The organism is Paenibacillus sp. FSL L8-0340, assembly GCF_038593145.1.
Lineage (GTDB): Bacteria > Bacillota > Bacilli > Paenibacillales > Paenibacillaceae > Paenibacillus_AQ.
This window is the reverse complement of the sequence record NZ_CP151967.1, coordinates 1,104,888-1,120,735: the sequence shown is the minus strand read 5'-3', so window position 1 is coordinate 1,120,735 and position 15,848 is coordinate 1,104,888. Positions and strand designations below refer to the sequence as shown.

Annotated in this window: 12 protein-coding genes and 1 pseudogene; 6 read left to right on the top strand and 7 right to left on the bottom strand. The window is 48.6% G+C overall.

From position 1 onward, the window contains the following. Positions 1–158: 158 nt before the first annotated feature. Together NST07_RS05095 and NST07_RS05090 are read right to left on the bottom strand one after the other, a co-directional pair. Complete coding sequence (locus tag NST07_RS05095; RefSeq protein WP_038586479.1) at positions 159–794, bottom strand: response regulator transcription factor; 636 nt, start codon at positions 792–794, stop codon at positions 159–161. 23 nt (positions 795–817) lie between these two features. Beyond that, positions 818–2,263 carry an ATP-binding protein gene (locus NST07_RS05090; RefSeq protein WP_342481170.1) on the bottom strand — a complete coding sequence of 482 codons (1,446 nt, stop codon included), beginning with the start codon at positions 2,261–2,263 and terminating at the stop codon, positions 818–820. A gap of 1,117 nt (positions 2,264–3,380) precedes the next feature. Between NST07_RS05090 and NST07_RS05085 the strand changes: the two genes are divergently transcribed. Then, positions 3,381–5,312 (top strand): glycoside hydrolase family 20 zincin-like fold domain-containing protein, encoded by a 1,932-nt coding sequence (locus NST07_RS05085; protein WP_341090039.1) that lies wholly within the window; start codon positions 3,381–3,383, stop codon positions 5,310–5,312. 82 nt (positions 5,313–5,394) lie between these two features. Here the strand turns inward: NST07_RS05085 and NST07_RS05080 are convergent, their stop codons facing one another. Beyond that, positions 5,395–5,778 carry a hypothetical protein gene (locus tag NST07_RS05080; protein ID WP_341090038.1) on the bottom strand — a complete coding sequence of 128 codons (384 nt, stop codon included), beginning with the start codon at positions 5,776–5,778 and terminating at the stop codon, positions 5,395–5,397. A 168-nt stretch (positions 5,779–5,946) separates the two neighbouring features. Between NST07_RS05080 and NST07_RS05075 the strand changes: the two genes are divergently transcribed. Then, entirely contained in the window at positions 5,947–6,882 is a 936-nt protein-coding gene (locus tag NST07_RS05075) for a hypothetical protein (RefSeq protein ID WP_342481169.1), read from the top strand. Between the two features lie 100 nt (positions 6,883–6,982). After that, positions 6,983–7,225, top strand: a complete 243-nt coding sequence (locus tag NST07_RS05070) for an NHLP leader peptide family RiPP precursor (protein ID WP_341097560.1) — start codon at positions 6,983–6,985, stop codon at positions 7,223–7,225. Between the two features lie 18 nt (positions 7,226–7,243). On the opposite strand, the gene NST07_RS05065 is transcribed toward NST07_RS05070, so the two are convergent. Together NST07_RS05065 and NST07_RS05060 are read right to left on the bottom strand one after the other, a co-directional pair. Further along, the gene (locus NST07_RS05065; RefSeq protein ID WP_342481168.1) at positions 7,244–9,106 is read right to left on the bottom strand and encodes a HAMP domain-containing sensor histidine kinase; all 1,863 of its coding nucleotides are present in this window, start codon (positions 9,104–9,106) and stop codon (positions 7,244–7,246) included. 161 nt (positions 9,107–9,267) lie between these two features. After that, positions 9,268–11,127 carry an ATP-binding protein gene (locus NST07_RS05060; protein WP_342481167.1) on the bottom strand — a complete coding sequence of 620 codons (1,860 nt, stop codon included), beginning with the start codon at positions 11,125–11,127 and terminating at the stop codon, positions 9,268–9,270. Between the two features lie 325 nt (positions 11,128–11,452). On the opposite strand from NST07_RS05060, the gene NST07_RS05055 reads away from it, so the two are divergent. Both NST07_RS05055 and NST07_RS05050 read left to right on the top strand, forming a co-directional pair. Beyond that, the gene (locus tag NST07_RS05055) at positions 11,453–11,632 is read left to right on the top strand and encodes a hypothetical protein (RefSeq protein WP_341090034.1); all 180 of its coding nucleotides are present in this window, start codon (positions 11,453–11,455) and stop codon (positions 11,630–11,632) included. A 19-nt stretch (positions 11,633–11,651) separates the two neighbouring features. Further along, on the top strand, positions 11,652–12,263 hold the full coding sequence (locus NST07_RS05050) for a hypothetical protein (protein WP_341090033.1): 612 nt from the start codon (positions 11,652–11,654) through the stop codon (positions 12,261–12,263). Between the two features lie 114 nt (positions 12,264–12,377). Here the strand turns inward: NST07_RS05050 and NST07_RS05045 are convergent. Continuing rightward, positions 12,378–13,605: pseudogene (locus tag NST07_RS05045) on the bottom strand (MFS transporter). Positions 13,606–13,745: 140 nt separating this feature from the next. On the opposite strand from NST07_RS05045, the gene NST07_RS05040 reads away from it, so the two are divergent. After that, the gene (locus NST07_RS05040; RefSeq protein WP_341090031.1) at positions 13,746–14,513 is read left to right on the top strand and encodes a peptidylprolyl isomerase; all 768 of its coding nucleotides are present in this window, start codon (positions 13,746–13,748) and stop codon (positions 14,511–14,513) included. Between the two features lie 88 nt (positions 14,514–14,601). On the opposite strand, the gene NST07_RS05035 is transcribed toward NST07_RS05040, so the two are convergent. Further along, on the bottom strand, positions 14,602–15,696 hold the full coding sequence (locus NST07_RS05035; protein WP_342481923.1) for a Glu/Leu/Phe/Val dehydrogenase: 1,095 nt from the start codon (positions 15,694–15,696) through the stop codon (positions 14,602–14,604). Between the last annotated feature and the right edge of the window lie 152 nt (positions 15,697–15,848).

Here is a 15,848-nt window from a genome sequence, read left to right as displayed (position 1 = left end):
AAAACGGCCTCACCGTCCTTTTCAAAAGGAAGGCACAGCCGTTTCCGTGTAAAGTATCCCGGTTCCTCTGCAGCCCGGAACCTGGAAAATAATAATTCGCACAAAAAAACACGGACCTCTAAGTCCGTGCTCCATTCTTTAAGCCATCATAGGTTATCTTAATCATATGACATTTCATATTTGGTCAGCCCGACTGCGTTGGCATACAATGCTGCTTGCGTCCGGTCGGCAACCTGCAGCTTTGCCAGAATTTGGCTCACATGCTTTTTGACCGTAAATTCGCTGATGAACAGTCGCGAAGCGATTTCCCTGTTGCAGGCACCCTGACCCAGCTCAATCAGTACTTCCTTCTCTTTCGGTGTCAATTCATCTGTCGGACTGCTGCCGCTCATCCGCATTTTATCTTCCATTAGGCCGGGGTCATAATACTTCCTGCCCTTATGGACCAGTTGAATCGCAAACAGCAATTCCTCCGGCAGTGCTTCTTTCAGCACATATCCATCAACCAGCACTTCTTCTGCCTTCAGGAAATCCTCCCGGCTTGCCGATGAGGTCAGCAGAATAAACTTGCTGGTCAAACCGTGCGCACGCGCTGCTTTGATTACGTCCAGTCCCGATTCATCGGCAAGCTTCAGATCAATCAGCACAAGATCAGGCTGTGTCTCCTCAATTACAAGAAGAGCTTCTTGGCCATTCGTTGCCTCGCCGGCAAAATGCAAATTGGGCTGCATTGAAATCACAGCTGCCAATCCTCTTCTCACCAAAGGATGATCATCAACAATGACGATTTTCACTAGAACGACCTCCTGCCTAAAATTTATGCATTTTTTAATTCAGCCACACCGACAGGTATCGAAATTAAAATTTTCGTGCCTGCATTCTCACTGCTGGACAATTGAAAATCGCCCCCAAGAGACTGCGCCAGATATTGCATATTCTTCATCCCCAGTCCGCCTGTGTTATCCTCAGACTCCGTCAACAGCAGACTCGTATCAAAACCTACACCATCATCGATTATGGATAATCTTATCCATTTTGGCTTAAGTGACAGTTCAACATCCACCTTGCTGGCCGCTCCATGACGAATGGCATTGCCGGTCGCTTCAGAGATAATCCGGAAAAGCGCCTTGTGGTAGGGATACGGGAGACTGAAGTCATCACCCGTGATCTTTAGTTCAATCTCCACATCATTCAGTCTGGACAAGCTCTTCAGATGAGACCTTACCATACCCAGCCAGGTTGGACCGCCGCTCTTCTTGGAGCTAAGACTGTAGATTGTAATTCTCAGCTCCTTGGCCACCTTGGTCGCCGAATCATGGATAAGCTCTATCTGCTCCTCCAGCTCGGAATCAGACATTTTCGGCCAGGTCTGCTTTAGCGAGTGAGTGGCATAGACGATGCCGAATAAACTCTGTGAGACACTATCATGCATTTCATCCGCAATCCGGTTCTGCTCATTCGTGATGATCAGCCGGTTCTCGATGACCCCCAGCTCATGGCGTTCAAGAATAATTGCACTAAGCTCCGACAGAAACATCAACTGCTGGATATACCACCGGCGGCCTTCAAGGCCTTCCGAGGACTCCAGCTTCACGCCGATCATGCCAACAAAGCGGGTGCTCATTCTAACCGGCATCAGCAAAAAATCTCCGAGCCCCGGCAGGCTCTTGAATACAGGCTCGCGCTGTAATCTCCATTCATGCTCATGCTTCTCCAGCTCCGAGAAAAGAAAACGTTCCTCTTCCTGCTGCCAGCCGGTCTGCCGGCTCTGCGGTGCAGGCTCACCGCTCTTCTTGGCGAACCAGAACAAGGCTTTGTCAAGTTTGGTAAGCTTTACCACATAATCCGTAATAACCTGGCCTATGTTCATGAAGTCATGCTGGCTTGATGTTTCTACGATATGATAGAGCGATTTAATGTGCTCCATGGTTTCGTTGGTCCGCGCGTTTGCTTCTTCCCGCTGCCGCTTGATCCTGTTAACCATCTGCATAATTATAACCGTAAGTACCAGTGCTAGAAACAGGTTGCCATTTGCAAGTGCTGCTTGAGCTAAAGTTTTTCCGGCAGAATTAAGAAAAACATAACAAAATACAGCGAATATACCAATGTATCCAAGCAGCAAACTCCATCCGAAATAGATGGATAACGAACCTGCAGCGATCAGCACAGGGTTAAGCACGTACAGTCTGAAGGAGCTGTCATAGGCACCGGTTAACAGCGTCAGTGCAATAATACCCGCCATCTCTACACTTACAGCTACCATAAGGACACGCGGTTTATTCCGGAACCTCCGGTAATACATAGTGAATAGTTGGGCAAATAAGAACAAAATTATTATTAAAAGGGATTTATTAATTACGGAAGGCCCCGCGTAGTCCAGGAGGTACATCAGAGATGTGAGGGACAAAGAAAAGTATCTGTAAAATGCTATCATCTTGTCTTCCGCAGTTGTTTTGATTTTCATCCCACCACCCTATTCTCCATTTTTTGGAAAATTCGAGCTTATTTAAGCTTTGATAAAAGCATCATACATGAGAAAAATCACAATAACAAGTTTCACTATTTACTGACAGCGTTTTCTTTTTAAATAAATAACAGAATATCATTCATTTTTTTTCGAAGTTTCACTCAGAGATATCCATATTTCCAAAAGATAGCGTATTCACTTTCGAAATTGGGTGGACGGGCACGTTAAACAACCTGTCCGCTCAGTGGACAGGTTGTTCGGCTGATATATGAATCAGGTGCATTATTAGACCAGTCATTCCGCATTAGATTCGACTGCAGCTGGGAAGGATGTATGCAACTCAGTTAGATTACAGATACAAATTTGATAGCGCTGTTCGCCAACGATATGATACCCGGTGGACAAAATGCGTACGGAGCGGTTTTTTTGTACGTCCACCTTATGGAGAATGCGGCAACTGATGCAGTAAAATTCTCTCATGGCTTCATCTCCGGCATAACATAGTCTTTAAGAACTATCATAAAAATTACTAATATTATCTAAATAATAGCATTTGATTTTCGTGAGTGTCAACATAAAGCTGCATGATCCGACATTCGTCCGCAACAAAAGAAGAAATATGTCGTCTTATATAGAGAGACTGTAGAATTGCTGAGAAATAAAAAAACGATTATTATAATGCGCCATACCATATATTACCTTTTACTATAGGGAGCGTTTAGCAGCAAATCCACTTGCGAATGAGGCCAAAAGTCCCTCTATCGTCTCACCTTGCGATCGACGTATTGACTGGGTAAGGACTGATTATATAATCCATGACCTTGGACATACTTTGCATTCCTTCCTCTGTTTAGGAGTGATATGGTTGTTAGGAAGATGATCATATTCTACATGAATAAGAGGTGTCCACACTATGCCTGAAATTCGTACTTTACAGCTGCTTCCCCATCCACGGATAATCACGCGCTCTGAAGGCTACTTCCGCCTTCCGGCCAAAGCAAGCATTGTCCTCTCCGGTGAGGCGAACCGTTCCGTTCTGCCTGCAGCCCGTAAGCTTCAGCTTGTCATTTCTCAAGTTCTTCAGCTCAGCCTGCCTTTGTCAGTAGGTACACGCCCAGCCGTTTCCTCCGCATGCAATTTTAGCTACAACCGTCTGCTGCCTGCAGGAGGTTATGAGCTTGTCATCGGAGAGCATGGAATCTCCATTACTTACAGCTCTCCTGAAGGGGCCTATTATGCAGTGGCAACCCTGAAACAGATTCTGGAACAATCCGGCAGAAACATGCCCTGTCTGCATATCCGGGATGAACCGGACTTTGCCGCAAGAGGACTGATGATTGATATCAGCCGCAACAAAACGCCCAAACTCGAAACCCTTTACGGGATCGTTGATCTTATGGCCGATCTGAAGCTGAACCAATTGCAGTTATATATAGAAGGTTCTCCTTTTGCCTATGAGTCGTTTCCCCAGGTTTGGGAGCTCGAAACACCTATAACCGGTGAAGAAATTCTGCTGCTAGATGCCTACTGCCGCGAACATTATATCGAGCTGGTACCCAACCAGAACAGCTTCGGCCATATGGAAGCATGGCTGACCCGGCCGGAATTCAACGCACTGGCCGAAAGTCCTGAGGGGTTCATGCTGCCAGACCATATGTATGACAGTGATTTATATCCGGATGGGCTTTTCATGGAGCCGGGAACCTTCGATACTGAAGACCCTAAAGTACTTGAGCTGCTGGGCACAATGTATGATGACCTTCTTCCTTATTTCACCTCGAATCAGTTCAACGTTGGCTGCGACGAGACTTATGAACTGGGACTTGGCAAAAGCAAAGCCGCGGCAGATGCAGCAGGCAAAGCCACGCTCTACTTGTCATTTCTGCAGAAGATTCAAGAGCTCGTTGTGCAGCGGGGAAAAACGATGCAGTTCTGGGGTGATATTATCATCCAGCATCCTGAGCTGATCCCCCAGCTGCCCAAAAATATTATTGCCATGGAATGGGGTTACAGTGCAGACCACCCGTTCGAAGCGGACACACTGAAATTCCGCGAAGCGCAAATCCCGTTCTATGTCTGCCCGGGAACCAGCTCCTGGAATTCCCTTACCGGACGTACCGACAATATGCTCGCCAACCTGCATAACGCCGCTGAACACGGCAAGAACAACGGGGCTCTTGGCTACCTCATTACGGACTGGGGTGATTTCGGCCATTGGCAGCATCTTCCGGTGAGTTATGCCGGATTTGTCTACGGCGCTGCGCTGTCCTGGAATGTCGAGAACAATCTTGATGCCGATGTTGCAGAATATCTGAATACCTCGGTCTTTCACGACCGTTCGGGGAAGATTGGGCAATTGCTGCTCGATCTTGGAAATTACTACAAGCTTGAATCCGGCATTTCCCGCCCCAATGATTCAGAAATGTCCATGCTGATGCGCAGTAATCTGGATAACATGGGGATCGTAAATAAACTCACCGCTGAGCATTTCGATAATCTGGAGCAGTACATCAGCCGTATTGAGGATCAGCTTGAAGATCTTGCGCTGGAATGTAAGGATGCCGAACTTGTCATCCAAGAGCTTGAGAACGGCATTCATTTTGTAAAGCATGCCGTGCAGCTTGGCCGCATCAAACAGCTGCTGGCTGCAGAACCTGCCGGGATTGATCCGGTACTGGTGGACCACCAGATCCATGATCTCGACCTCCTGCTGCATCAATACCGGCAATTATGGACCCGGCGCAACCGGCTCGGCGGTTTGGAGAAGAGTGTGGCGAAACTTCTCCGGCTGCGCGGCGAGTATGCACAATTAGCTGCACAACTATCCGGTTCGCAGCCGCTGTAAGCTCGTACGATCATATACCCAAAAAGCACGGCAGGCGGGAAACATCACCGCCCAGCCGTGCTTTTGAATTTCATCCGCTGCTTCAGCCCAGCTCTGACCACGGCTGGCTATGGGAAGACACCATTTCTCCGCCCGCCGCCGCCTGCTCCAGCAGCAGTGCAAATACTGATTCTGGCATCCCAGGTTTCCGCCATGCCCGGCTGAAATCGAACCGCCTAGCCGGTTTCCAAATCCAAAGTGGCCAGCGTCTGCCCGGTCTGACCCTCACCTCGGCAACCGGAGGTCCACTTTGCTGCGGTCCTTTTATAATAGAAGAACGAAAATTATGTGCACGAATAATTGCATTCTCGAAGCCGATGCCCAGCAGCTGCCGGATGAGGCTGATTCCGTGATGTCCGTGTGCAATACGCAAATAGAACTCCGCCCGCCAGCCGCCGCCGGCCAGCACAAACACAATCTTCTCCATGTCCATTCCCCTTTAACAATTCTCGATCCGTGGATAAGATGAATTATAGTACTCCATTACTATATCACCCCATAAATTGTCATTGAAATCCCAGGTTAGTAGGACTATAATCATGACGGATAACCACATTTTTCCTGAAAAAATATAATATTGACAGGAGAGCAGCCTATGGATTGGCTTCATGAGTACGATGAGGAGCTCCGTGCGGTATTCAGCGATGCCAGTGTCATCATCACAGGATTTCCGGAACCGCTTCGTACACAAGGTTTGGCCTATCTTCATCAGTTTAACGTATTTAAAGCAGGAAGCCACAAAAACTACATATGTTATTTACTCCCGTTCTGGCTGCGCTCAGAATACGGTCTTACGTCAGAGCAAGCGCATCAGATGTCGCTGGGGAACGTCTTAATTATGCTCTATTTCTTCCTGCAGGATGATCTGATGGACAGCAAAGAGCCGGCCGCCGCAGAGCAGCTGCCGCTTGCTAACCTGCTGTACGTGGAATTCCTCCATATTTACCGGCCTCTTTTCGCCCCGGACTCCTCGTTCTGGTCCTATTTCAAACGTTATCTTTTTGAATGGGCAGACAGTGTGGCAGGCGAGGCCAGCAGTGACTATTTCCTGAACGACCGTGTCAAAATCGCCCATAAAGCCAGTCCGCTTAAGCTCTGCAGTACAGCCGTCCTGCTGCTTTCGGATCATGCTTTTCTGATTGCGGATTCGGAAGAGATGCTGCACAAGGTACTGATTACACTGCAAATGCTTGATGATTACGAGGATTGGGAGCAGGATTTGGCGGAGGGCAGCTATAATTGCCTGCTGTCTCTGGCCCGTTGCCAGCTTCAGGAGGGTCAAGGGCCGCTTACAGCGGGTAAGGTCAAAGATTTCATCTTTACGGAAGGCGGGCTGGCGTCCTATGCTGAAACAGCGCTCGCTAACCACAGCAAACTCACAGAATACCGGCTGAAGGCTCCCCATCTGGTAGCTTTCCACCATGTGCTGGTCCAGAATCTCCAGCATATCGCAGCAGCTATCGAAGCGGAGAAACAGCTTTTGCAGGGAGGAGGACTCAGCTACTGGTTATCCAAGAATAGGAATACATAATAAATACCAACTCTATTATGTCATTGAAATAGCAATAGATTTATATATAATCCTATGTTATGCTCATGAGGTAAATATAACCATTTGGGGAAGGGTGATTATTTTGTCAGAAGCAATTCTTAGAAATCAAGTGATCCAGAAGGCATGGGAAGATCCAAGTTTCAAGCAGAAACTGCTCACAGATCCAAAAGCAGCCCTAAAAGAGGCACTAGGCATCAATCTTCCCGACCATATTACGCTCAAGACGGTAGAGGAAGGCTCCAATGAGTTCTATCTGGTTATTCCCCCCAGTCCTTCTTCAGGCATACTGAAGACCGACGTTACTACACTCGGTTCTTGGTAGAACATCAGGCTTAAGAGTTCATAAGGAGTTGGAATCATCCGGAGCTTCTGCCAGCGGCAGAATGATGATGGATTCGGTTCCTGCTCCTTTTTTGCTTATTATGCGGACTTCACCATTCATGGCCTCAATGATGCGGAAAGTGACCATAAGTCCCAGGCCTGTGCCCTTCGACTTGTTCGAGAAATACGGCTCGCCAAGCCGGTTCAATACGCCCGGTTCCATTCCCTCCCCGTTATCCTTCACATGAATATACACCCTGTCCCCTTTGGCATATACCGACATATGGATGATCCCTTCCTCCCCGAGAGACTCGATACTATTCTTGATGATATTAATAAAAGCCTGCTTGAATTTGGAGGAGTTGCCTTTCACCCAACAATGTTCCTTCACGTCCAGCACCATCTTTCCCCCGTTCAAATGGCAAAGCGGAAGCAGGATGCTCTCGATATGCTTGAATTCATCATGAACATTAAGAATCGAGACCTGCTCGAATTCCGGTTTGGCAAAGGTCAGGAAATCCGTAATGATGTTCGCTGCGCGGTCCAGCTCGCTAAGGGCCATGAACAGAAATCTCTGCTCATCTCCGTTCGATTTCTCCATCAGCAGCTGCAAAAATCCTCGCGTCACCTGAAGCGGATTGCGGACTTCATGTGCTACGGATGCAGCAAGCTCGCTGATAATTTCCATTTTTTCCGAACGCTGCAGTTCATTGTTGAACAGCTCCAGCTCCCGGGAATATTTGACCACCTGCTGATGGTTCAGAGCCAGCCTGCGGCCGAGAATAATAATGAGCGAGAGAATGAACACAACCAGCGCCCATTTCCAGTAGAACAGATCATAATTGCCTTGGCGGATATAATACCACACCAGCTCGGCTACTCCAGTAAAGGCTGCAGTTCCGAAGCCGACGGCAAAAATGATCGCATCCTTATTCCCCTTCAAAGAATAGATAATGACACAGGCAATGAGGAGTATGAATTGAAGGATCATTAGAAATCCGATGATAGTGACGGATACAAAATAGTACAGCTCAACAAAGCGGTTATCCGACAGTCCATTGATCACTAGACAAACGATACAGAATAAAGAATATGCTGTCTGGAATTTGCGGAACTTACGGATGATGCCAAACCTTCCGCCGCCGAATATTTTCTCAAACAGATAGGTCAGCGCAGGCAGAAGCGACAGTAACGCCAAATCCAGAAAGACTATGCTCACCGGACCTAAATAGCTGTAAAAGGTATAAATAAACGGGGAATACGTGATCGACAGCACTCCGGTGGAGGCAATGACGATAGATAAAGAGGCCGCTATCGAAAAGTAATCCTTGTTGAGATAAAACGCGCACACAAACAGGACTATCGCCACAAACAAAAAGGCACCGCCCAGAATAACGTCGATAAGCCCGTTTTTGATATAGTCCTTAATCAGAACTCCGTGTTCCCCAATGACCACTTGATCCTTGATTCCGATCCGATCCTTAAGCGTTTCAGTCCATATGTACAGATTCTTCCCGTTGTCCCCGCTGCTTAGGGGCACGAGCAGTGAATAATTATCCTTAATATAACTGCGGTCAGCTTCAAATATGAGGCGATCCTCCACGTACACTTTAACATGCAGTGCATATAACGTATCGATATAGACTGAAGGTGAGACATATTTGAATTCAGGAAGCTTAATTCGTGTCCATATAGAAGAGATGCCGTCTGGAAGCTCCGTTGTTTTCCCGCCGGACCCGGCACTCAGCCACCCTTCTTTAACCGAAACAGGAACCATATACCCTTTGTCCCCTGCCTTGTTGCCCCATTTGATTTGCCAATTTGTGATTTCTTTAGAAGCATAATGACTTTCCGCTGATACCGTGAGCGAACCGCAGATCATAAAAAGTAAAAAAAATGCTGCTGCTATATGTAAACTTTTGACGATCAAGCGCATGTAAGCACCTCAGAAGAAAGTTTCAGAAACAAAGTGTTCTGTATTGGTATTATTTCGCGCTGGCCGTTGCCTATCCCTTCATAAAAACGAAATTCACCAAAAAAATTCTAAATTTTTCCGGCTGATGGCAATTTAACAATCACTTCGGTACCTTCATCTTTTGTACTGTGAAATTGAATGGAACCGTCCATCGCTTCTATAATACGGAAGGTAACCATGAGCCCGAGCCCTGTTCCCTTGGTTTTGTTCGAATAGTACGGCTCTCCCAGCCGGGCAAGTTCGCTAACCCTCATGCCTTCCCCGTTATCCTGCACACTGATAATAATATACTGACCTGATTTCCAGGCGGTTACTTGAATCACCCCATCCTCCTGAAGCGATTCAATGCTGTTCTTGATCAAATTGATAAAAGCCTGTTTAAACTTGGAGGCGCTGCCCTTCACTTGAAGATCGCTTTGCAGGCGGAGCTCTATCTCACCCCCCTGCAGATTAGCCAGCGGCATCAAAATGCCGGACACATGCTTCAGTTCCTCCGAAACCTCAAATACATCCACGGTTTCCTGCCCCGGTTTGGCGAAGGTCAGAAAATCCGTAATAATCAAGGAAGCCCGGTCCAGCTCCTCCATGGCCATTTTCAGGTACTCCTTTTCCTTCTTTCCGGAGCGTTCACCCAGAATCTGCAGAAATCCCCGGGTTACCTGCAGCGGATTGCGAACCTCGTGGGCAACCGAAGCGGCGAGCTCACTGATGATCTCCATCTTCTCCGAGCGCTGCAGATCGTTATTAAATTTCTCCAGATCCCGGGAGTATTCCACGGTCTGTTCATAATTCCGGGCCAGCCTTCTCCCGAGGATAATGATCAGAGAAAGGAGGAACCCAACCACTCCCCATTTCCACCAATACAAATGGTATCTATGTGTGGATGAAAAGTACAGGATCAGCTCACTAAGCGAAGGAACCGCGAAAATAACAAAGCCTATCGTGAAGATAAGAGCTTCCCGGTTGCCTCTAAGTGCATGAATAACCGCAAGGACCAGCAAGTAAAAGAATTGCAGGATCATCATGATACCGGTCACTTGAACACTCATCAGTCTATACAGGTGGTCCAAGCGGTAGGAAAGTAATGTATTCAACAGCAGAAAGCCGAGACAGAATCCCGAATAAACCAATTGAAAATTACGAAACCGGACCAGCCACAGGCTTTTTCCACGTCCGAATATCCGTTCAAAATACAAGGTGAATGCCGGCAGCAGTGTGAGTAATGCCAGATCAAAACAAACTTCAATCCATTGGTCATGGCCGTGCAAGACGAGCTGCAGAAAAGGTGAGTAGGTGATCAGCAGCATACCGAAGGAAGCTATAACAAGCACAAGCCATAAGCCGCCCGAGAAAAATTCCAGCCTGAAAAACAGCAGGCACATCAACAGCGCAACAGCCATAAATATTAGGGCCGCACCGATAACAAGATCGATCAGATCCTGTTTAACATAATGGGCAAGGAGCTTATCATAATTTCCTACCCTGATGCCGCCTTCTATACCGAAACCTTTGCTGCCGCCGCTGCTCCACAAATAAAGCTGGACGCTTTTATCTTCTGCTGACAAAGGAATCAGCACTTTACTGCCATTATAATTGACCATATCTGCCGAATCGTAAATAAGAACGTTATTCTTGAAAGCTTTAAGCGTATTTCCATACACCTTATCTATAAGCAGTGCCGAATTTGCAGCTGTCGGAGGTAAAGTAAAGCGTATCCAGGCTCCTGTCATCCCTTCATTGGTGAGCGGCCTGGATGAACTTTCTGTCTGCTTTGTCCAATCCTCATCAGGTGCAGACGCAGCCTCTTCAACATCCTGTATATTTGAACTTCCCCACTTCAGCTCCCATTCCGGCAAGGCAACGCCTGACCGCTCGTCCCACTCCATGACGATACCGATAGGCACAATAGCGATCAAAAGCAGCAGCATAAATATCGCAACTACTCTCTTTGATGATGGCAACTTCATCTTGGCTCCTCAATAAATCATTAGTGGTATTTATATAGTTCATATGATTCTTATTTTCGACAACCTTCGCACTATACCTGCCTAATCTTGCAAAAAACCTCGAATTAAGTAGTTTACCCTTGGTTACACGGGGTTAAATGGCGCCTGAATTGAATATATTAAGATCAGGCTAAGAATCTCCTCTATACCCGTTCTGATTACTAATGGACAGGCTGCGCCGGGGTGTACAGATTCGGCGCCGGATAAACGGGTAAAGAACTAATATAGAAGTCGAGGAGGATAGGCTATGGACAAGAAGGAGAACATCACCGCAGACCAACCCTCTGACGAAGATGGGCTGGTAACCGAGCGGGATATCGATGAACAGTTCGGCCTGTTTCAGGAAGGGTCATTTCCCGGCGCCCTGCCGGACGACGACCAGCAAGCAGCAATTGACCATGCTGTTCCTAAAAAGGGACAGACTTAAGCAAAGGAGTTGAACGGCTATGGGTAATGAATTTAATAAAACTGAAGCCGATTTTGCATATGAGCGTTATACAAAGATGGGAGAACGCTCCCCGGAGCAGGATATTCCGCTGGAAGAACTGCGCCCGCTCGGCACGATTACCGAACAGAGCACAAGCGGCAGCGGCACGGATCAGGAAGACAGACGGCCGCTCGAATCTGCATTTACCAGCCACGAACCCGTCGGTGCCGCTCCCATTGATTTCGATGGCGTAGTGGATGACGGTGCCGATCCGGCGCTCGTAGAAGACCACATTCTGGCTGCTGACATCGGCCTCAGTGCACCTGAACCCGCTCTTCGTCCGCGGGCTGAACGGCACGGAGAGATAGCCGCTTCACCGGGAACCGGGCGGGATGAGCTGCTTGAATCCGATGCCGTCTTCGCCGCCAGGGCTGCAGGACTGACGGGCAGCGTCATTGATTATGCCGGTGACGACGAAATCCTGGACGATGAGGAAGAGGATCTGCCACTTGAGGATATTCCCGACGCCGACGAGCTTCAGCCCGGAACCGCTGTGGACCCTGCCTCACCTCCCCTGGATGTAATGCCCGGGACCGATGTCCTGAACGGATCGAACGGAGAAGAAGAATAATGTAGGACTGACGCCAAGCGCCGCCGGAAGTTATTCCGGCGGCGCTTTTCCATTAAAATGGACCAAGCCGACAGCTTATCCTAATCCGAACCTTACGGCAGCGTAATCCGCCTGTTATTTCTGCATCGCTGCCAGTTCTCCAGCATGACGGGCTGCGATGACTTTCGCCTCCAGCTTACGGGTCTTCACCAGCATCGCCGCTACCAGCAGCATCACACCGTTGATGACAAACACCCAGCGGATGGGAATGAACGCGCCGAGCAAGCCGCCCATAATCGGACCGGCCATCGTTGCCAGCTGCGAAGCCGCCTGATTCAGTCCGAATGCCCGCCCGCGGAATCCCGGTTCAATGGTCTGGACTATCATTGCGTTAACCGAAGGAAGCACTCCGGCATAGAACAGGCCATAGGCAAAACGCAGTACCGCAAACTCTACATAACCTGAGACAAAATACTGAAGGATGTTCCCAATCCCCCCGCCGATCAGGCCAATAAACAGGACAAGTCCGAAGCCTTTGCGGCTGCCTATTCTCCCCCATTGCGGTGCCATAATCACAGTAGCAATCCCTACGGCGGAGAATACAATTCCCGAGCTTAGTGTAGCGGTGCTTTTGGAAATGCCCATATCAAGTAAATAAATCGGCAGCAGCGGTTCAAGGATCATTACCGAAAAAGTACTGATGCCTGCCAGCGACAGCAGGGTAATAAAGGCGCGGTTGTTTCTTGCCTCCCGGATGTCATCCCTGACCCGTGATCTGGGTGCAGAGCGGTCGTAGTTCTCCTCTTTGGCGAAGAAAGTAGCGATTAGAGCCGAGACTAGAACGATCGCCGCCGAGAACAAAAAGGCGCTGCGGTTGCTGGTATAATAACTCACTATGCCACCAATGAGCGGTCCGATGATACTGCCGGTAGCTCCCGCAGTCGACATGATGCTCAGCGCATAACCGGTCTTATCCTCGGGCGTATTGGTGGCCACCATGGCGATGGCTGCCCGGAACAAAGCCTGCCAGCAGCCCCTGAAAAATCCGTACGATCAGAAATACATATGGGTCATGGACGAAGAAATTAATTAAGTATAAGGCCGCCAGACTGAAGCCCGAGCGGATCAGCATCGGTTTGCGGCCATATTTATCAGCCAGTGAACCCCAATAAGGTGAAATCAGCGCACTGGCCAGGAAGGTGATGCCGAAGCTGACCCCCGACCAAATCTCCAAATGACTCGTGACCCCTAATTGGTCACTCAAAAAAATGGAAAGGAACGGAATCGAGATCGAATAAGCCGTACTGCAAAAGAAAACACCCACCCAAAGCACGATCAGGTTCCGCTTCCACGAAAACTGCATGAAGCACACATCCCTTCTGTTATACCTTGGAAGCATCTACCTATTCTACCCCTCTTTTGAACTTGTGCCAATCCCGGCCCATGTACCTCACTTTGCAAGAAGTGGGACAAAGAAGGTATGATAATGAAGAAGAACATGAGATGAACAAGGAAAAAGGAGAGATTACGAACGTGAAGCTAACAAGAAAAAAACCCGTCATCCTTCTGATGATGATGACACTGCTGCTGATCATTGTATCCGGATGCGGCAACAAACCGGCTAACGGCAATGAAGCGGTTAATTCCGGCAACAACAAAACGTCAGGCAATACTGCAAACAGTGAGGCCAGCCCCGCTCCGCAAAAAGAAGACGCTGCTGCGGCTACCGAAGGCGTCCCTTCTGCAACAGCCAGCCACCCGGTCGTAACTATAGAGATGGATAACGGCGGCATTATCAAAGCAGAGCTCTATCCGGAAGTCGCTCCAAATACCGTCAATAATTTCATCTCCCTCATTAAAAAGGGATTTTACGACGGAACCATATTCCATCGCGTGATTCCCGGCTTCATGATTCAGGGCGGCGATCCTGATGGTACAGGTATGGGCGGCCCGGATTACAGCATTTCCGGCGAATTCTCCGGCAACGGGTTCACCAACAACCTGCTGCACACAGAGGGAGTTCTTTCGATGGCCAGAAGCCAGGATGTCAACTCTGCCGGATCACAATTTTTTATTATGGCAGCCGCTTATCCGAGCCTGGACGGAAGCTACGCAGCTTTCGGCAAGGTTACAGAGGGTCTTGAGGTAGTGGAATCCATCGTCAACCTGCCGCGTGACGATTCGGACCGCCCGGAAGCGCCTCCGGTGATGAAGAAGGTTACCGTAGATACACTCGGTGTCACTTATCCGGAACCGCAGAAGGTACAGTAGCCTTTGATGTTTCATCTGCTCTGAAAGTCAAAAGCCCATTTCCGCTTAACCGGAAATGGGCTTTTGACTTATTTATATAGAAGAAACGCTATCTTCTGCTGATGGCGTGATGCTCATTCCGCAGGAACGTGCTGCGGCTTGTGCGCAGCAGAGCAATCCGCTCTTCTGCCAACCGGTCTGCAGCGGCATAAGCCGGTATTCCATTGGCCTGTGAAATCTCCAGCACACGGGTAATGCTGCCATAGATCTTGGCAATTTTCTTAAAAGCCCGTTCTTTATTATAGCCGTTCAATTCGTCGGCAACGTTGATTACGCCACCTGCGTTAATGACATAGTCCGGTGCGTAAACGATACCCTTGGCGTGCAGGGCATCACCATGACGCGGCTCCTTCAGCTGATTGTTGGCCGCACCTGCGACAACCTTCGCCTTAAGCAGCGGCAACGATTCATCATTAATGGTTGCACCGAGTGCGCAAGGAGCATAAATATCGCAAGCTACCGAGAGGATGTCCGCAGGATCAACTGCTTTGGCCCCATAGGCCTCCACTGCCCGGGCCACAGCTTCCTTGTTAATATCCGTTACAACAAGCTGTGCTCCCTCTTCGTGAAGATATTTGCACAGTGTAAAGGACACGTTGCCTACACCTTGTACTGCCACCGTCTTGCCAGCCAGCGAATCACTGCCAAAAGCCGCTTTGGCTGCGGCCTTCATCCCTTGATACACTCCGAAAGCAGTAGCCGGTGAAGGATTGCCGGAGGAACCGTAAGTGGCCGAAATCCCGGTAACATAATCCGTCTCCTGATGAATAATATCCATATCCTCTTCTGTGGTGCCTACATCCTCCGCTGTGATATAACGGCCGTTCAAACCTTGTATGTATCTGCCGAAGGCCCGGAACATCGCCTCGTTTTTGTCTTTTTTGGGGTCGCCGATAATCACCGTCTTCCCGCCGCCGAGATTTAGTCCCGCTACAGCATTCTTGTACGTCATGCCTTTGGCCAGCCGCAGCGCATCGACAATCGCTGCTTCCTCGGAAGCATAAGTCCACATTCTTGTTCCGCCCAGTGCGGGCCCCAGTGTTGTGTCATGAATCGCAATGATCGCCTTTAACCCTGATGCCTTATCCTGACAAAACAACAGCTCTTCGTAATCGTCCTGCTGCATTGCTGCAAACAATTCCATTTTGTTCATTTCCCCTATCTCATCTCTTTGGTCGTGTTACGTTTCATAACAAAGCTAGTACACCAGGAGCGGATTGTCAATATCATTTGTCCTCTCTCCGTGGATTTTTTGAAAAAACTGACTTTACCAGACACTAACTTCACCTTTGATGT